Origin of the sequence: Paenirhodobacter enshiensis (assembly GCF_000740785.1) — a bacterium.
Lineage (GTDB): Bacteria > Pseudomonadota > Alphaproteobacteria > Rhodobacterales > Rhodobacteraceae > Rhodobacter > Rhodobacter enshiensis.
Genome location: NZ_JFZB01000020.1, coordinates 65,153 through 84,119, shown reverse-complemented (window position 1 = coordinate 84,119; position 18,967 = coordinate 65,153). Strand labels below are relative to the sequence as shown.

Genomic DNA, 18,967 nt, shown 5'->3' with positions numbered 1-18,967 from the left:
TCAGTGATGATGTCGTCAAGATCGAAATTACCCGTGAGGGCAACTTCCGTGGCGCTGGTGATGGCACTCGAGGTGACAGCCGCCTGCCAACCGGTCAGGTCGAGATTGAGCCAGCCCCCCGGCCCAACGGCGAAGGAGGCCGCGATTGCGACCAAAGCTCCGAATGCCGGGTTCATGGACGTTGTGCTGTCGTAGGAATACGCGTCCGTGAGGCCCTGAACGGCAAGTGCGGCGGCCTTGCCTTGCAGATCATCCGGAAGCGTGTCGATCCAGGCGCCAACAGAGGCGGCGGTTCCTGCGATGCCCTCGGAAGAGGACAGAGTGACAGCCCCATCGCTGTCCGTTCCGGCACGCACACTTGTGCCTGTGAGGCCTGTGACGCCCTTGAGGTCGGTCTGAGCACCGGAGAGCAAGGCGTATGCAGCACTTTCCCGGTCCCAGCTTTCGGTCGTCAATGTGCGCGTGACACCGTTGTCCGACTGGCTTTGGCTATAGCCCTGATCGCTATCGACGAGAGCGCTCAGCACCAGCTTGCCCGAGCCGGGGCTGATGGTGAGGGTTCCGGTCCGGGCGGTATAGGATCCGCCCTGCAAGGTGATATCCCCGGTCGCGGTCACCATCGAAAGATCGGCGTCGGCGAGAAGATCGGAACCGGAAAGCTCGGTGCTGTATTGGCTCGTCGTGCTATAATTATTGATCAGCCCACCGAGCCAACTCGAGCTTTTGTGGCTGTAGCTCTCGTGAACATCGGCATAGGCCCCCGAGAGGATGGTGCCGCTGGCGCTGAGGCCAATGCTGCCCGTGGCGTCGATATCGGCACCGGCAAGAGTAATGTCGGTGCCCGAGATTTTCACATCGGACCCGCTGAGCGTCGAGCCGATATGGGTGATGTCCGTCGAAGAGGTGACCTTCGTGGTCTTCTTGAAGAGTGACGACTTCTTGCTTTGGCTCTCGCTGATGGCGATGTCGGTCGCGGCGGCGACTGTGACCGTTCCCGTGGCGAGAAGGCTGAGGGTTCCCTCTGCCGTGAGGGCGGCGCCTGCGACGGTAAGGTCGCCCGCCCCTGATCCTGCGACAAGGGAGCCGTCGGAATCGAAGACAAGGCCCGCAGCGAGGGTAAGATCGCCACCACTTGTGACCGAACTCAGCACATTGCTGACCACGGTCGAACTGGAACTCGTCTTCCCCACCTTCTGCGAGGAACTGTTGGTCAAGGTTTCGGGAAGAATATTAAGTTCATTTCCCGCAACGATGAGAACGCCATCTTCCCCGGACAGGGTCGACCCTGTCACGTCGACATCGTTACCCGCGATGATCTGGAGTGTTCCCGAGGCGGAAACGCTGGCAGCCGTCGCGGTCGCGACGGTCTGACTGCCGACGACAACCTGTGTCACGATGTGACGATCTTCGTCGCCATCCCTGGTCCAGCGGGGATTCGAGCTTATCTGGGTTGCGACAATGTCAGAGGTGACGCTGGACGTTTCTGCGCTGATGATGATGTCGTTTGCCGCCGAATACACGATGTTCTGTGCCGTGATCGACGTGCCGATCTGACGGATGTCATTCCCGGCAATGGCCGTAAAATCTCCGGAAAAGTCGCGGGAAACATCAATCAGCACGTCACCGCCGTTGGCCTCCAACGCCATGCTGTCGGTCGAGATGTCGGAGAAGGTGCTCAGAGAGAGATCGCCCGTGGCGGTCGTGACGGAGACTCTGCTTGCGCTGCCCTGAACGCCTGATGCGTTCAGGGTCGTTGCCGAGATTGCAATCGCGCCAGAGGATACGACCGTTCCGCCGGTGAGGGTGACGGTGTCGCCAGCTACGGTCAGAGAGACGGCTCCGGATTGGCTGGCTGCGGTATTGGTCGCGGTGAAGTAGTCCTGATCACGATAGGCGGTGATCGCATCAAGGGTTGCAGACCGATCGGACAAGGCTGACAAAGCCGCTGACTGGTCCGCGAAAATCGTATCGAGCGTCGCTGTGGATACGGAGACGGTGCCACCGAGCACGCTGTCCCGATCGAATCCCGAGGTTGCAGACAGGAACGTATAGGGAGCAGATTCGCCCGACAGATCGTCCTTCGTAAACCGGGTTTGCGCCGATGCGACACCAGAGGTTGTGGTCGTCGTTTGCGCCGGGGTGAACGAGGTGGACAGGACGGAGCCATTCCAGTCGAAATCCGTTCCCTGCAGCGCGCCTGGATCTGTCGATACCGAATTCGCGCTCGCCGTTCCGGTGGCGGAAACACCTGTCGTGGAAAAGAGCGAGGCGGCTGCGGAGGACAGCGCTCCGCCTGAGACAGAGCTTCCCGAGCTCGACACAGCCCCGCCGGAGACGGAGGAAGTTGTGACATCGGCTGTTGGCGTGCCAGCGACGGAGCTGCGGCTGGCCCCGGGGTTGGTAGCCCCGGACATGCCCGAGGCTCCGGGACCGTCATAGGTGCTTCCCGTGAACGAAGACGCTCCGGCGTCGCTCGCACCGTTACCGGCTACAGAAGAAAGGTTCGCGTCCGTGGCAGCTCCCGAGAAGGAGGTGAGGCCAGGCCCCGCCCCCCCCGCAGCAGAGGAAAGCGCCAGCCCTGTGGCCGTGACGCCGGAGAGAAGCGCTGCGCGGGCGCGCGAAACCAGGCTGGTTCCGGGGTTGGCTGCGGACGCTGTCGCGGCATTCGTGTCACCCGGCGCGGATATCTGCCTGGAGCCGCTGTTTCCCCGGTCTGGTGTGACTGCCGTGTCTGTGCCGGGTCCTGAGTTCAGAGAGGCGTCAAAGACGACCGGATCGACTGCGGCGATCGTATCCCCGAATGAGACACGATCCGCAACCGTTCCCGAATAACCGGCCTGAATCAAACCGCTGCTTTCAAGATCGCCATCGGCTGAGACGAGAGCACTTCCGCCAGCACGAATTGTGCTGTTGACGCGGCCGTCCGTACGAGTCTCGAGGAGTTGGGTCGCTTCGCCGGAAAGCGTTGAGGACGTGATCACATGATCACCCGTCCACGTTCCGGAATATCTGATCGTCTTACTGTAAAGATACTCCTTGTGCTGTCGGCAAAGGGGGCCAGATCGGCCACCTGTCGTCCCGCGCCCAGTGCCACCAGAACCTGGCCGATGGCATGGCCGCGAATGCGTTCCACCTGCGAGGCGATCAGCCGCACCCGTCCGCCCGCCGCGGCCCCGATGGCCGCCAGATCGGGCGTTCTGCTGCCGGAAAACCGCAATTCGGCCAGGGTTTCATCGCCCGCCCGCCAGGTGGCGCGCAGCCGGTCGGCCAGATCCTCGGGCAGGCCGGTCTCGAGCGGTTGCAGCAGGGCGCACGTGGCTTCGTGCTGCGGGGTGCCGAACACCTGCCAGACCGGCCCCTGTTCCACGGTCTCGCCCTTCTCCACCACCACCACGCGGTCGCAAATCTCGCGGATCACGCTCATCTCATGGGTGATGAGGACGATCGTCAGCCCCAGCCGGCGGTTGATGTCGCGCAGCAGCCGCAGGATGGAGACCGTCGTTTCCGGATCCAGCGCCGAGGTTGCCTCGTCGCACAGCAGGATTTCGGGACGGCTCACCAGCGCCCGGGCGATGCCCACACGCTGCTTTTGCCCGCCCGACAACCGCGAGGGATAGGTCTCGCCCTTGCCGTCCAGTCCGACCAGCGTCAGAACCTGATCCACCCGGATGCGGATCTCGTCCGCCGGAACCCCGGCGACGCGCAGCGGCAAAGCGACGTTTTCACGCACCGTCTTGGCCGACAACAGATTGAAATGCTGAAAGATCATTCCGATCCTGCGGCGCAGGTCCACCAACTCGCCCGCGCTCAGCTGCGCGATGTCCTGCCCGTCGATCAGCACCCGGCCGGCGGTGGGGCTTTCCAGCCGGTTTATGGTGCGCAGCAGACTGGATTTCCCCGCGCCCGACCGGCCGATGATGCCGAAGATCTCGCCCGCTTCGATGTTCAGCGTGATGTCGCGCAGCGCCGTCACCTCGCCCGCGGACGAGCGATAGACCTTGCCGAGGTTCTCGAAGACGACGGTGCCCGCCCTGCGCTGCGCCACCGTTGCCCCGGTGGTCAGCGTGCCGGCCAATGCAAGAGCCTGGGTCATTTTCCCTCCCATGCCAGAATGTAAAGCTTGTCGCTGTTGGCGAAGGACTTGTGGATCTGATCCCTGACCTTCTGGCTGTGCTGGAACACGTCGATGAAGGCGCGGATGCGCGGATCGTCCTTGTTGTCCTGACGCGAGACGAAGTTGACCGCGAACTTGCGGTCCTCGATGCCGGAATAGATCAGCGCGCTGGCGGGATCGAAGGTGCCCGCGGCGACGATGAAATGCGGATAGCCCTGCGCCAGATCCACGTCTCCGGTGATCCGCACCAGCTGCGGGCCCTCGACCTCGGTGAATTTCAGATGGCGCGGGTTCTCGGCGATGTCATCGACCGTGCCCAGAAACCCCACGCCGTCGCGCAGCTTGATGAGCCCGGCCTTTTGCAGCAGCAGCAACCCGCGCCCCTGATTGACCGGATCGTTCGCGATGGCGACCGAGCCACCGTCGGGGATTTCGTCGAAGCTCTTGTGCCTGAGCGAATACAGCCCAAGGTTGGCCAGAATGCCGGGCGCGACGGCGGCGAAATGATAACCGCCCTGCTTCTCGGCATTTTCCATGAAAGGCACGTGCTGGAAGAAGTTCAGGTCGATGTCGCCCGCCGCCAGCGCCACGTTGGGCGTGGTCCAGTCGCTGAACTCGACCACCTCGACATCGAGGCCACGAGCCTTCGCCTCTTCGGCGGCGACGATCGCGGCATCGCTGTAAGCGCCCGGCACGACGCCGATCTTCAGCGGTGCCGCCTGCGCGGCCGCGGCAGTCAGCACGAACAGGGCAGAGATTGCCAGTGTTTTCAGTTTCATGGTGATTTCCCGATTATTTGAGCCAGGGCAGGGAGTAGAGCGCGGGGTTATGCGCGTAGCCGGCCGCGATGGTGTCGCGCACCGCCGGAGAGGTCTGGTAGATCTGGATGAAGCGCTGCAGATCGGGGTCGTCGCGGCGATCGGGACGGGTCACGAAACGGATGGCGAAATACGCGTCCCCGGCGCCCGAGAACAGCAGCGCCCGGCCCGCGATGTCGGCCAGACCGGCGTTGACGTAATGGGACGGATAGCCCTGCGCCAGATCCACATCCGACAGGGCCCGCACCAGCTGCGGCCCCTCGATCTCGACGATGTTCAGCTTTCTGGGGTTGCCGGTAATGTCATCCAGCGTGCCTTGCGCCCCCACGCCATCGCGCAGCGCGATCAGGCCCGCCGTTTGCAGCAATGCCAGCCCGCGCCCCTGATTGACCGGATCGCTGGCCACCGCCACCCGGGCGCCCTGAGACACCTGGTCGATGGACGTATATTTGCTGGAATACAGCCCGATATTGGGCAGGATTCCCACCCCGACCGACACCAGCCCGTAACCGGTTTCGCGGTTGGCATTGTCCAGAAATGCCTGATGCTGGAAATAATTCGCGTCCAGATCCCCGTTCGCCAGTGCCACGTTGGGCGTGGTCCAGTCGCTGAATTCGACCACCTTGACGTCCAGTCCCTGGCTGCGTGGCGGCGGTTTCGACGGAATCGGCCAGCGCGCCGGGCGTCACACCGATGGTCAGCGCCAGCCCCGGTTGCCCCGCCAGCATCAGCCCGAGGCCAAGGCACAGTGTTCGGATCATGATGAATTCCTTGCTCTTCGTCACGGCGCGACACGCGCGGCCTGCGTTAAAGTCGATCAGTTTGATCGTCTTTTAACGCTAATGCGGAACTCATCTTTTTGCCATTTCGTAGATGCCCGCCGAAACAGAGGGCTGTTTCTCCGAACACCGGCACGGGGGGCAATTTTTGCTCTGCCCGCTGCAAACCGGCCCCTTCCGAAGCGGGGGGCGCCGCTTTGCCGGGCCTGACGCGTGCGGCGGAGAACGCATGACCATGCGCTCGCCGTCCGGCTTACCGAAATCGGGGGCGAACTGGTCGATTGTCAGGACAGCCACGGAAAGGAGAGAAGAGAACCCGGCGGACGTCAGTCCTGATCTGGCCTTGCGGTCCGAATGTGATCCGGATGAGCCATGCCGCATAACACCCCGGTGCTTTGCGCAAGCACCAGCCGCCGCCTGACGGGAAATCCACACCAGGAGGCCTCGATGAGCGCCGGGAAATTCGAAACCCTCCGGCCCACAAGATGGTCACATTGCCGATCTGGCCGAAGCCTTGCCCATGACCGCGGCACGAGGGTTTCCGAGACCGGGGACGGCCTCGCTTTCGATACAGTTAAAATTCATTACAGATGGATAAGGCGTAAATCCTCATAATTTCACCAATATGCGGGTCACATGAAAAATACGCGACCATGTCATATATTCGCGATAAGGAACAATTATCAAATCCTTTACGAAGCGGCCGCCGCCGGCCCGGAGGACAGCGTCAACACCCGCTGTGGAACGCCCCTGCGGTCCGGCCCCGGTCACGCCACCGAAGAGCCGGACCAGCCGCTCTAGACCGCCAGAAACCTCTCGACGCGGGCCGCATCAATCCCGCTGCGCGGCGCATCGTGCACGAATTCGCCGTTCTCGATCACCATCACCCGGTCTGCCACGTCGAGCGCGAAGCTCAGCACCTGTTCAGAAACCACGATGGTCAGCCCGCGCTCGTCGCGGATGCGCCGGAGCGTGCGCGCCATCTCGCGGATGATCGAGGGCTGGATCCCCTCGGTCGGCTCGTCGAGCAGCAGAACCTTCGGGTTCGAGGCCAGCGCCCGCGCGATGGCCAGCTGCTGCTGCTGGCCGCCCGACAGGTTGCCGCCGCGCCGCCGGCGCATCTCCAGCAGCACCGGGAACAGCTCGTAAAGTGCCGCGGGCACCTCGCGCGATCCGGTGACGGTCAGCCCGGTGCGGATGTTTTCCTCGACCGTCATCGCCGAGAAGATCATCCGCCCCTGCGGCACATAGCCGAGCCCGTCCGCCACCCGCTCATGCGGGCTGAGCGCGGTGACCTCGGTCGTGTCGACCTCGATCGTGCCGCTGCGCGCCGCCACCAGCCCGATCAGCGTCTTCATCAGCGTGGTCTTGCCCATGCCGTTGCGGCCCATGATCGCCACGATCTCGCCCTGCGGCACGGTGAAATCCAGCCCGTGCAGCACCTCGCTTTGCCCGTAAGAGGCGCGCAGATTCTCAACTTTCAGCATGATGCTCTCCTCAATGGCCCAGATAGACGTCGATGACCTTCGGATCGGCCTGCACATGCGCCATCGAGCCCTCGGCCAGCAGCTTGCCCTGATGCAGCACCGTCACCCGCGTGGCGATGTCGGCCACGAATTTCATGTCATGCTCGATCACGATCACCGACCGGTCAGAGACGATGCGGTTGAGCAACTCCGCGGTCTTCACCCGCTCGGCCACCGACATGCCGGCGACCGGCTCGTCGAGCATCAGAAGCTCCGGGTCCTGGATCAGCAGCATCCCGATCTCCAGCCATTGCTTCTGCCCGTGGCTGAGAAACGCCGCCTTCTCGTCGAGCGCATCGGCGAGGAAGATCGTGCGGGCGATCTCGGCGATGCGGTCCATGACCTCGCCATCGCGCCGGAACGCCAGCGCACCCCAGACGCTGTGTCCGCGCGGATAAGAGATTTCGAGGTTCTCCAGCACCGTCAGATCCTCGTAGACCGAGGGGGTCTGAAACTTGCGCCCGACCCCGGCGTGCACGATCTGGTCCTCGCGCATCTTCAGCAGGTCGCGGCCCTTGAACAGCACCGTGCCGCCGCTCGCCCTGGTGCGGCCGCAGATCAGATCGAGAACGGTGGTCTTGCCCGCCCCGTTCGGCCCGATGATGACCCGGCATTCGTTCGGCGCGATATACAGGTTCAGCCCGTCGACCGCGCGGAACCCGTCGAAGGAGACGGTCAGATCCTCGACCGTCAGAATCTGCTGTGGATTGACATAAGCCATCGTGTCACCTCATTCCGCGGGGGTGGTGGATTTGCTCTCGCCGCGGGCGAGAAGCCGGGCCAGAACCGGCGCGACATGCGTCGTCCAGATCCCCGCGAGACCGTTCGGGAACACCAGCACCACCGCGATGAACAGCGCGCCGAGGCCGAACTGCCACAGCTCGGGGAAGGTTTCGGAGAAGGCGGTCTTCGCCCAGTTGACGAGAAGCGTGCCCCAGACCGCGCCGATCAGCGAGTTGCGCCCGCCCACGGCACAGAAGATCACCATCTCGATCGAGGGCACGATGCCGACGAAGGTGGGCGACATGAAGCCGACCTGCAGGGTGAACATCGCCCCGCCGATGGCGGCGAAGGCGGCGCCGACGCAGAAGATGAAGATCTTCAGCGAGGCGACGTCATAGCCCGAGAAGCGCACCCGGTCCTCCTGATCGCGCATCGCGATGAGCAGCCGGCCGAGCTTGGATCGGCGGATGAGCTGCGCGATGGCGAGGCAGACGAACAGCAGTGCCGCGTTGACGAAATACAGCACCTCCTTGGCGCCGTCGGGGCGGATGTCCCAGCCCTTCAGCGTGCGCAGATCGGTGATGCCGTTGACGCCGCCGGTATAGCCCTGCTGGCCGATAATCAGGATCGTCAGGATCGCCGCGATGGCCTGGGTGATGATCGAGAAATACACCCCGCCCACCCGGCGCCGGAACATCGCCGTGCCGATCACGAAGGCGAAGAAGACCGGCACCGCCACCACCGCCACCAGCGAGAAGCCGAGCGAATGGAACGGCTGCCACCACAGCGGCAACTGGGTGATCTGGTTCCAGTCCATGAAATCCGGGATGCCGGGGGTGGACTGGATCTTCGTCGCCTCGGGGGTCGAGGCCTCGAGTTTGAGGAACATCGCGAGCGCATAGCCTCCGAGCCCGAAGAACACCCCCTGTCCGAGGCTGAGGATCCCCCCCGCCCCCCAGCACAGCACCAGCCCCACCGCGACGAAGGCATAGGTCAGATACTTGCCGAACATGTTGAGCCGGAACGGATCGAGCACCAGCGGCAGGACCACGAAGATGAACAGCGCCAGCACCACGGTTCCGGCCAGCTCGGTGCGGTTCAGGAAGGCGCCGGTCCGGCCTTCCGTCGAAGGAGAAAGAAGCGACATCGCGGGCCTCGTCATTTGCGGAGTTTGAGAGCGAACAGCCCCTGCGGGCGCACCATCACGATGATGACCACGGTGAGCAGGGTCAGCACCTTGGCGGTCGAGCCGGAGAGGAAGAATTCAAGGATCGACTGTCCCTGACTGATCGAGAAGGCCGAGACGATGGTGCCGAGCAGATTGCCCGCGCCGCCGAACACCACCACGAGGAAGGTATCGACGATGTAAAGCTGCCCCGCCGTCGGCCCGGTCGAACCGATCATCGTGAAGGCCGCCCCCGCCACCCCGGCGACACCGCAGCCGACACCGAAGGTCAGCCGGTCGGTGCGCGCGGTATTGATGCCGACCGCATCGGCCATGGCGCGGTTCGCCACCACGGCGCGCACCTGCAACCCCCAGCCCGAGCGATACATCAGCACATAGATCGCCACCGAGATGCCGATCGCCAGCACCATCACGAACAGCCCGTTGATCGGGATCTCGATCGTATCGGTGAGGGTGAGCGAGCCCATCATCCATTGCGGGATCTCGACGCCGACCTCGCGCGCGCCGAAGACCGTGCGGTAAAGCTGCTGCAAGATCAGCGACACGCCCCAGGTGGCCAGCAGCGTATCGAGCGGACGCTTGTAGAGATGGCGGATCAGCAGCCATTCGACCGCCATCCCGAGACCTCCCGACGCGATGAAGGCAAGGATCATCGCCACGAAGAAATACAGGCCGAACAATCCGGGCAGGAAGGCCGCGAACAGCTTCGAGGTCAGATAGGTCACATAGGCGCCGAGGATCATGAACTCGCCATGCGCCATGTTGATGACCCCCATCTGGCCGAAGATGATGGCCAGACCGAGGGCCATCAGCACATAGACGGAGAACAGGATCAGTCCGGCGAAGCCCTGCATGGCGAAGATCGACATCAGGTCGCCCCAGCTGTAATCGGCGAACATCGTCACCTCCTTGGGAACGGGCTTGGAAACGGGGGAAAAGCGCCGGGTGCGGGGGGCACCCGGCGTTCAGTCGGCGCGAGGCCCGAAGGCCCCGGCGGTGGGAAGGAAAGCCGCCGGACGGGCCGGCGGGGGATGCGGACTGGCCTGAAGCCACCGGCCGCGGCGGGTCGGCAGGCAGGGGCGACACGGGCCGCGCCCTGCCCCGGGTTCATCGTCCGCCGGGTCTCACTGGCCGGGTCTTACTGGCCGGGTCTTACTGGCCGGGTCTTACTGATAGCCGGCCGGGAACGGGTTCGGCTCGACCAGATCGGGGGTTTCCCACACCACGTCATACTGACCGTCGGCCAGCGCGCGGCCGACGCGGGTCTTCGACCACAGATGGTGGTTCTCGTGGATCTTGACATACCCCTCGGGGGCGGTGGTCAGCTCGATGCCGGGGCTCGCGGCGATCACCTTCTCGACGTCGAACGAGCCCGCCTTCTCGACCGCGGCCTTCCACAGCCAGGGGCCGAGATAGGCCGCCTGGGTCACGTCGCCGATCACCATGTCCTGACCCCACATCGCCTTGAACGCCTTCACGAAAGCCTCGTTGTTGGGGTTCTTCAGCGACTGGAAGTATTTCATGCAGGCATAGGCGCCCTCGATGTTCTCGCCGCCGATGCCGCGGATTTCGTCCTCGGTCACCGAGATCGTCAGCAACAGCGGCTTTTCCTTCGTCAGGTCGATGCCCGCGGCCTTGAGCTGCTTGTAGAACGCCACGTTCGAGCCGCCGACGACGATGGCATAGATCACATCGGGCTTCTTCAGCTTGATCTTGTTGATGACCGAGTTGAACTGCGTGTGCCCGAGCGGATAATACTCCTCGCCCACCACTTCGAGGCCGAGCTTGTCCTCGATATGCTTGCGCGCGATCTTGTTCGAGGTGCGCGGCCAGATGTAATCCGAACCGAGCAGATAGAAGCTCCTGGCGCCCTTGGTCTTGGTCACCCAGTCGAGGCCGGCGATGATCTGCTGCGTCGCTTCCTGCCCGTCGTAGAAGACGTTGTGCGACTGCTCAAGCCCCTCGTAGAAGGTCGGATAGTAGAGGATGCCGTTGTATTGCTCGAACACCGGCAGCACCGCCTTGCGCGAGGCCGAGGTCCAGCAGCCCATGACCGAACAGACCTTGTCGTCGACCAGAAGCTTCTTCGCCTTCTCGGCGAAGGTCGGCCAGTCGGAGGCGCCGTCTTCCTGCACCACCTTGATCTTGCGCCCGAGCACGCCGCCCTGGGCGTTGATCTGCTCGACCGCGAGCTTCTCGGCCTGCACCGATCCGGTCTCGGAAATCGCCATGGTGCCGGTGACCGAATGCAGGATGCCGATGGTGGCCTCGGTGTCGGTCACGGCAAGGCCCGTGGTGTTCACCGCGGCGGTCGGATAATCGGCCGCGCGCAGGTTCTTGGGCAGGAACAGCGTGGCACCGAGAGCCGATGCCCCCGCGAGAAAGCCGCGACGCGACGGCGCGGCGAAAGCGGGCGGAAGGGAAATCTTTCGAGACATGGATGCGGGTCCTCGATCTGACGGGTGATGACGGTTGAAGCGGGCCGCGGGCCGCTGTGGCCATGCCCTGCCCCGAACCTGCGCCCCGGACCCCCCGGCGGGACATACGTCAAATAACGTATTCATCTGCGCGGTTTTCCCCTTACTGTCGGCCCCCAACGACAAAGGACCGGCCGCGAAACCCGCCCCGCCGACGCGGGGACACGGGGCGAATTCCGGGCACCGACAAGGGGCGCCGCACGCCCCGCTTCAGGGATGGCACAGACGATGATCCGGGCTTTTCAGGCCAGCGGCGAGAGACGGCATTACAACCGTTGGGTCGCCAATGAGACGATGGAGGATTTCGCGTTGCGCTTCACCGCGCGGCGCGCCCGGCGCTGGACGATGACGCGGGTGGTGAATACCGCGCTCGGCTCGATCTCGTTTCTCGCGCTCGAGGCGATCGGGGCCGGCATCACGCTGAACTGGGGTTTTCACAACGCTCTGGCCGCCATCGCCATCGCCGGGCTGATCATGCTGATCACCAGCCTGCCGATCTCGTATTACGCGGCGCGCTACGGCATCGACATCGACCTGCTGACGCGCGGCGCGGGGTTCGGCTATCTCGGCTCCACCCTCACCTCGCTGGTCTACGCCGGCTTCACCTTCATCTTCTTCGCGCTCGAGGCCTCGATTCTGGCGATGGCGCTCGATCTGGTGTTCGGGCTGCCGCCGGGGATCGGCTATCTGGTCTCGGCGCTGGCGGTGATCCCCTTCGTGGCCTATGGCTTCTCGAAGATCTCGCTGTTCCAGAACCTGACACAACCGTTCTGGGTGGTGCTGAACCTGCTGCCCTTCGTGCTGCTGGCCTTTTCGGGCTATGACCTCGACATCTGGACCGGGTTTCGCGGCCGCGCCGAGATCGACCCGCAGGGCAACGAGGTGCCCGCGCTGGTGGCCTTCGGCTCGGCCTCGGGGGTGGTGCTGGCGCTGATCGCGCAGATCGGCGAACAGGTCGATTTCCTGCGCTTCCTGCCGGAACCGAAGACCCGCGCCGAGACCCGCAAATGGTGGCTTTCGGTGATCGCGGGCGGGCCGGGCTGGGTGGTTCTCGGCGCGCTGAAGATGCTGGCGGGGTCGTGGCTCATCAGCTTCGCGGTGACGCAGGGCAGCGTGTCGCACGATATCCACATGCTGGACCCGACCGCGCTTTATCATGCCGCGCTGGCCGAGGTGATCCCCTCGCCGGGCGTCGCGCTTGCGCTGACCGGGGCGCTGGTGATCCTGTCGCAGATGAAGATCAACGTCACCAACGCCTATGCCGGCTCCATCGCCTGGTCTAACTTCTTCTCGCGCATCACTCATGCGCATCCCGGCCGGGTGGTCTGGCTGGTGTTCAACGTCGCCATCGCCGTGCTGCTGATGGAGCTTGGCGTCTTCGCCGCCATCGAGACCACCCTGTCGCTTTATGCCCATGTGGCACTGGCCTGGATCGGGGCGCTGTTCGCCGATCTGACGATCGACAAACCCCTCGGCCTGTCGCCGCGCGGGATCGAGTTCCGCCGCGCCCATCTCTATGACGTCAATCCGGTCGGCATGGGGGCGATGGTCGGGGCGGCGGCGCTGTCGCTGATCGCCCATGCCGGGGCGTTCGGTCCGGCGGCGGCGGCATTGTCGCCCTTCGTCGCCCTCGGCGCGGCGGTGGTCTTCGCACCCGCGATCGCACTCGCCACCCGCAGCCGGTTCTACATCGCCAGACCCGCGCCCGACATGGCGCATCAGCTGATCGAATGCAGCATCTGCCAGTATCGCTTCGACCCCGAGGACATGACCGATTGCCCGTTCCACGAGGCGCCGATCTGTTCGCTGTGCTGCACGCTCGACGCCTCCTGCGGCGACCGCTGCCGCCCCCATGCCACCTTGCCCGCGATGATCGGGGCCGCCAGCGCGCCGCTGTTGCCCGCGGGCGCAAGGGGGGTGATGACCGGTCGCTTCGCCCGCTTCACCCTTGCCACCGCGACAATCTCGGGCGGGATCGGGGCGCTGTTGTGGTGGATGCACCGCGCCGCCGGGGGCGCGCAGCTCGATGCGCTGCTCGCCGTCACCTTCGCCACGGCGGCAATCGTCACCGCGGTGGTGGTCTGGCTGTTCCTGCTGTCGCGCGAGGCCCGCTGTGCCGCCCAGCAGGACAGCGAACGCCAGACCGCGCGGCTGATGCGCGAGATCCGCGCCCACGAGCGCACCGACCTCGCCCTGCAATCGGCCAGGGACCGCGCCGAGGACGCCAACCGCGCCAAGACACGCTACATGGCCGGGCTGAGCCACGAGCTGCGCACCCCCCTCAACGCGATCTACGGTTTCGCGCAGATCCTCGAGGCGGACCGCTCCCTCTCGGCGCAGCAGCGCGACGGGGTGCGCGCGATCCGGCGCGGCAGCGAGCATCTGGCCGGGCTGATCGAGGGGCTTCTCGACATCTCGAAGATCGAGGCGGGGCGGCTCGAACTGAACCGCGTCCGGGTCTGCCTGCCCGATCTGCTGCACCAGATCGTCGAAATCTTCGAGGAAACCGCGCGCGAGAGCGGCATCGGCTTCGTCGTCAGCTATCGCTCCGCCCTGCCCGATTGGGTGATGGTCGACGAAAAGCGCCTGCGGCAGGTGCTGATCAACCTGCTCGCCAATGCCTTCCGCTACACCGAGAAGGGCGAGGTCCGTCTGCGCATCTCGTGGCGCAATCAGGTCGCCCGGATCGAGGTCGAGGATACCGGCATCGGCATCGCCCCCGAGGATCTGGAACGGATCTGGCAACCGTTCGAGCGCGGCCGCGGGGTGAAACAGCGCGGCTCTGGCCTCGGGCTGACGATCACCCGGTTGCTCGTCGACATCATGGGCGGCGAGATCCGGCTGGCCAGCACGCCGGGCCGGGGCAGTCTGTTCACCTTGCAGATCTATCTTGCCTCGGTGCCGGCGCTTGCGGCAGAGCCCCCCTTGCCGGGGGCGGTGCAAGGCGCGGCACGGGCCTCTTGCGCCGCGCGGCCCGCCCTGCCGGACCCCGCGGCACGGCCCCCCGCCCCGGAGCGGACCGCGCCGGCGCATTACCTCGGCCGGACCTGCACCGTCGCGATCGTCGACGATGACGAGGTGCACCTGACCTTGATGAAACATTACCTCGGCGATCACGGCTTCAACGCGATTTCCCTGCCTTCGGCCGAGGCCGCGCAGGAGCTGATCGCGCAAGGCGACCTTGCCCCGGATCTGTTCCTGATCGACATCGACATGCCGGGGATGAACGGCTGGCATCTGATCCGCTGGTTGCGCACCAACGGCCACCGCGCGACGCCGGTGGTGGTGCTGTCGGGCCATGCGATGGAGGCGGACCCCGGCCCCGGCGAGATCGCGCTGCACGATGCCTTCATCGCGAAGCCCTGCATCCTCGACGATCTTCTCGCCCGGATCGACGATCTGTTGCGGCTCGACCGGCGCAGCGCCGGGGGGCTGACCGAAGAAGATGCGCCGCCCCCTGCCGGGGGGTCGCCGGACCGCCCCTCCCCCGCCCCCCGCACAGCCGAGGCGCCTGCCCCCGATCGGTCCGCTCCGGTCATGCTGGCCGCCGATACTCTGGCGCGGCTGCGCAGCCTGGCCGCCGGTGCGCGCCTGCTGCCGCTGCGCGATGCCCTCGACAGGTTCGAACTGCCCGCCGCCCTGCGCCGCAAGCTGCGCGCAGCCCTTCTCGAGGCCGATTTCGAAAGGATTCTCCATGAACTCGATGCCTGCGACCCGTCCCTTCAGCCGGCCGGAGCCCCCGATGAGCCCTGAGCCAGGCCATTACGTCGCATTGATCGTCGACGACGATCCTTCGGCGCTGCTGATGGTGTCCGAGGCGCTCGAAGGCGCCGGGATCGTCGCCGTCGCCGCCCGGGACGGAACGGCGGCGCTGCAACTGCTCGGCCGGGTGCGGCCCGACGTGATCTTGCTCGATGCGGTGATGCCCGGCCTCGACGGGTTCGAGACCTGCCGGCGCCTGCGCGAGCCACCGCATTCGGTCACCGCGCCGGTGATCTTCATGACCGGGCTGAGCCAGCCCGAACATATCCTGCGCGGGCTGCACGCGGGCGGCGTCGATTACGTGACGAAGCCGCTCAACCTCGAAGAGCTGATCGCGAGGCTGAGCGTGCATCTGGCGAATGCGCGGATGCTCGACAGCGCGCGGCGCGCGCTCGATGCCTGCGGCCGCGCGGTGGCGGCGTTCCGGCCGGACGGGGCACTGTCCTGGGCCTCGCCGCGCGCCGCGGAACTGCTCGCAAGCGTGCCCGGAGACCGGCTGATGACGGCCGGACGGGCCAGCGGCGCATTGCTCGACTGGCTGAAGGAGCTGCCCGAAACCCCCCTGTCGCAATCGCGCCGGCTGAGCGCGGGCCCCCTCGAACTCAGTTGCCTCGGCCCCGGGGCCGGCGGCGAGATCCAGTTCTCGATCTTCGACCGCTCCGGCCAGAGCCGCGAAGACATGCTGGCCGGCCGCTTCGGTCTGACCGAACGCGAGGCTCAGGTGCTGTTCTGGCTGACCCTCGGCAAGACCAACACCGACATCGGCACGATCCTCGGCCTCAGCGGGCGGACGGTGAACAAGCACCTCGAACAGGTCTTCCTGAAGATGGGGGTGGAGAACCGCACCGCCGCCGCGGTGCTGGCCGACCGGGCGATGAACGGCAACTGAGCCCGGGACTACGTCGAATGACGTAGCCGGTGGGGGCGGGTGACGCATATCGCGCCCCCGCCGGCGCTTTCACAATGCCCCTGCCGATACGTTGAATGGCAGATAGTCCCAACAGGAGAACTGAACATGGGCAGCACCGGAAGTGTGAGCGCCTGGGAAGAGGCGCTTCTCGTCGCAATGATCCAGTATCCGGTCCCGGTCATCAAGGGACCGCAGGATATTCAGGTGCAGGTCGATCAGATCTGCAAGGCCCTTGCCTCGACGAAGGCGGGGTATCCGGATCTCGACCTGATCGTCTTTCCCGAATATTCCACTCAGGGCCTGAACACCGCGATCTGGACCTATGACGAGATGCTCCTGACGCTCGACTCGCCCGAGATTGCGCAGTTCCGCAAGGCCTGCGCCGACAACAAGGTCTGGGCGGTGTTCTCGCTGATGGAGAAGAACGAGGACCCGGCGAAACCGCCCTACAACACCGCCATCATCGTCAATGCCGAGGGCGAGATTGCATTGCATTACCGCAAGCTTCAGCCCTGGGTGCCGATCGAGCCGTGGTCGCCGGGCAATCTCGGGATGCCGGTGTGCGACGGGCCGAAGGGATCGAAGCTCGCGGTGTGCATCTGCCACGACGGCATGTTCCCCGAACTCGCGCGCGAAGCGGCCTACAAGGGCGCCAACGTCTACATCCGCATCTCGGGCTATTCGACCCAGGTCAACGATCAGTGGATCTGGACCAACCAGAGCAATGCCTGGCAAAACCTGATGTATACGATTTCGGTCAACCTCGCGGGCTATGACGGCGTGTTCTACTATTTCGGCGAGGGCACGGTGTGCAACTATGACGGCAACGTCATCCAGCAGGGCCACCGCAACCCCTGGGAAATCGTCACCGCCGAGCTGTTCCCCCGCCTTGCCGACAAGGCGCGCGAGAACTGGGCGCTGGAGAACAACATCTTCAACCTCGGCTGCCGCGCCTATGTCGGCAAGCCGGGCGGCGAGACGGCGAACTATCTCACCTGGGTCGAGGATCTGGCCAGGGGCGAATACAAGCTGCCCTGGGACAACAAGGTGAAGATCCGCGATGGCTGGAAGTATTATCCCGACGGCGTGAAGCTCGGCCCGCTTCCGAAGTGACGCCAACGCGCTAAGCTGAACCAAGCCGGGCCCTGCGGGGCCCGGTTGCCGTTTGGAGCACCGGGCCCCGGGGCAGAGAGATGGCAGATCCGGGCGGCAGATGCTGCCTGATGGCGCCGCTGCCTCAGTAAACGATATTTTTCAATATGTTATGCGATATAAGGTGACGTGCGCCGCTACCTTAACGCCTCCGATCCGGCGCGCCCGTGATCGAACTCCCCCTCTGCCAGAGAGCGCTGCCCCAGACGGTCTTCGGGACGGCCACCGGGTGTCCGACACGCCGTCTGGCCCATTTTCCCCGGAGTTGACAGCTGTCAACTTCATGCCGCGCGCCGGTTCGTCGGGGCGAGAAGCGCCATGATCATCGGGCCTGGCGTGAACTGCCCAAGGCGCGCCTGCGCTGTCAGATGCCGCAGATAGCCGCCGGGATTTCGCACGCTCTCGATACGTTGCAGCAGCGCAGCCATGACGATCGCCGCAACGGGAGAGGTCATGGCCGCCTCGGCCTCGGCCCAGACATCGGCAGCGATCCCGGCCATGGGATGAACGTGCCGCGCCGCACGCACCAGATCCGCCGTGCTCCGGATCGGAGCTGGCGCGTAAAGCGCGATATCGGGGCAGGCCTTCAGCACGATTGTCAGCGGCAGGTCCGGTGCCTTCTCGCCCTGCCCTGCGGTCTGTGCTTGTGCTTCATCGCGCGATTCAGAATCAAGGTGATAGGTATTTTGATTCAGATGGTGCCGCTCATTCTGGCTGTCATTGCCGTCCGGAATCGCCGTTTCCACGGGTTCGGGAAGGGCGGCGCGGGCGCGTTCCAGCAGGGCGCGGGCAAGTCCGTTCAGTCGCACCAGAAGGGTCAGTTCCGGCTTGCGGCGCAGCGCGGTGCGCAGGGTCTCGATCTCGGCGTCCAGCGCTTCGTCCGGGGCGATCTGCGCTTCGGCGAGGGCGAAGGTGCGCAGCTTGGCGATGTCGCGCAGCATGACGACGACCGCTTCGCGCATCAGCCGCAGACGGCGGGCCTCGGCCTCGGTGCTTTCGGCGGCGGCCAGGATCGCCCCGGCCTGCACCAGCAGCGGGCGCAGCGAGAAGCCGTAGGCGTGCAGCAGCTCGCCCCTGCCCGCCCGTGTCGCGTAGCGCTTGCCGTTCGGGCTGTCATGGCGCGCGATCAGACCGGCACCGACCAGCCGCGCGATATGCCGGCGCAGCGTGCTTTCAGCCATGCCATGCGCCCGCGCGCCAAGCGTGGCGTTCGACGGGAACACGATCAGACCGCCCTCGTCCGACAGATCGCGCCGCGGCAGAAAGCTGAGCAGCGCGTTCAGCACCGTCAGATCTCGGTCGCCGATGCCATAGGCTGCCCGCGCTGTGCGCAACGCGTCGAACAGCTGCCATTTGTCGATGGATTCGAGAGGGGCGGGGGCCTCGGCCAGCCGCTGCGCGGTCAGCAGGCCACAATCGACCGCCCGCCGCCCGAAAGGCGTCGCTGAAATCTGCTCCATGACGGTTCACAAGGCAAAATTCCTCCGGCCACCGCCGAGACGGTGTTGACAGTGAAGCGC

General features: G+C 65.2%; 13 protein-coding genes. 3 read left to right on the top strand and 10 right to left on the bottom strand.

Annotation, left to right across the window (positions count from 1 at the left end):
- From CG50_RS10860 to urtA, 9 genes are all read right to left on the bottom strand, one after another.
- The coding region (locus CG50_RS10860) for a beta strand repeat-containing protein (RefSeq protein WP_152559493.1) at positions 1 to 2,414 on the bottom strand (2,414 nt) is incomplete at its 3' end.
- A 563-nt stretch (positions 2,415 to 2,977) separates the two neighbouring features.
- Positions 2,978 to 4,093, bottom strand: a complete 1,116-nt coding sequence (locus tag CG50_RS10855; protein ID WP_211248604.1) for a methionine ABC transporter ATP-binding protein — start codon at positions 4,091 to 4,093, stop codon at positions 2,978 to 2,980.
- Complete coding sequence (locus tag CG50_RS10850; protein WP_036638116.1) at positions 4,090 to 4,893, bottom strand: MetQ/NlpA family ABC transporter substrate-binding protein; 804 nt, start codon at positions 4,891 to 4,893, stop codon at positions 4,090 to 4,092. The genes CG50_RS10855 and CG50_RS10850 overlap by 4 nt, the downstream gene beginning before the upstream one ends.
- Positions 4,894 to 4,906: 13 nt before the next feature.
- Complete coding sequence (locus tag CG50_RS10845) at positions 4,907 to 5,554, bottom strand: MetQ/NlpA family ABC transporter substrate-binding protein (RefSeq protein ID WP_245615691.1); 648 nt, start codon at positions 5,552 to 5,554, stop codon at positions 4,907 to 4,909.
- Positions 5,555 to 6,508: 954 nt separating this feature from the next.
- Positions 6,509 to 7,198 carry an urea ABC transporter ATP-binding subunit UrtE gene (urtE, locus tag CG50_RS10840; protein WP_081880389.1) on the bottom strand — a complete coding sequence of 230 codons (690 nt, stop codon included), beginning with the start codon at positions 7,196 to 7,198 and terminating at the stop codon, positions 6,509 to 6,511.
- Between the two features lie 10 nt (positions 7,199 to 7,208).
- Complete coding sequence (gene urtD / locus CG50_RS10835; RefSeq protein ID WP_036638111.1) at positions 7,209 to 7,958, bottom strand: urea ABC transporter ATP-binding protein UrtD; 750 nt, start codon at positions 7,956 to 7,958, stop codon at positions 7,209 to 7,211.
- Positions 7,959 to 7,967: 9 nt separating this feature from the next.
- Positions 7,968 to 9,107, bottom strand: a complete 1,140-nt coding sequence (urtC, locus tag CG50_RS10830) for an urea ABC transporter permease subunit UrtC (RefSeq protein ID WP_051909903.1) — start codon at positions 9,105 to 9,107, stop codon at positions 7,968 to 7,970.
- 11 nt (positions 9,108 to 9,118) lie between these two features.
- The gene (urtB, locus tag CG50_RS10825; RefSeq protein WP_036638109.1) at positions 9,119 to 10,045 is read right to left on the bottom strand and encodes an urea ABC transporter permease subunit UrtB; all 927 of its coding nucleotides are present in this window, start codon (positions 10,043 to 10,045) and stop codon (positions 9,119 to 9,121) included.
- A gap of 267 nt (positions 10,046 to 10,312) precedes the next feature.
- Complete coding sequence (gene urtA / locus CG50_RS10820; RefSeq protein ID WP_051909902.1) at positions 10,313 to 11,584, bottom strand: urea ABC transporter substrate-binding protein; 1,272 nt, start codon at positions 11,582 to 11,584, stop codon at positions 10,313 to 10,315.
- 267 nt (positions 11,585 to 11,851) lie between these two features.
- Between urtA and CG50_RS10815 the strand changes: the two genes are divergently transcribed.
- The 3 genes from CG50_RS10815 to CG50_RS10805 all read left to right on the top strand — a co-directional run bounded on the left by CG50_RS10815 (position 11,852) and on the right by CG50_RS10805 (position 17,408).
- On the top strand, positions 11,852 to 15,376 hold the full coding sequence (locus tag CG50_RS10815; RefSeq protein ID WP_081880391.1) for a hybrid sensor histidine kinase/response regulator: 3,525 nt from the start codon (positions 11,852 to 11,854) through the stop codon (positions 15,374 to 15,376).
- The gene (locus tag CG50_RS10810) at positions 15,366 to 16,274 is read left to right on the top strand and encodes a response regulator transcription factor (RefSeq protein WP_036638142.1); all 909 of its coding nucleotides are present in this window, start codon (positions 15,366 to 15,368) and stop codon (positions 16,272 to 16,274) included. Before CG50_RS10815 ends, CG50_RS10810 begins: the two co-directional genes overlap by 11 nt.
- Before the next feature lie 126 nt (positions 16,275 to 16,400).
- Positions 16,401 to 17,408, top strand: coding sequence for a formamidase (locus CG50_RS10805; RefSeq protein ID WP_036638108.1), 1,008 nt, complete (start codon positions 16,401 to 16,403; stop codon positions 17,406 to 17,408).
- 320 nt (positions 17,409 to 17,728) lie between these two features.
- Here the strand turns inward: CG50_RS10805 and repC are convergent, their stop codons facing one another.
- The gene (gene repC, locus CG50_RS10800) at positions 17,729 to 18,907 is read right to left on the bottom strand and encodes a plasmid replication protein RepC (protein ID WP_036638106.1); all 1,179 of its coding nucleotides are present in this window, start codon (positions 18,905 to 18,907) and stop codon (positions 17,729 to 17,731) included.
- Between the last annotated feature and the right edge of the window lie 60 nt (positions 18,908 to 18,967).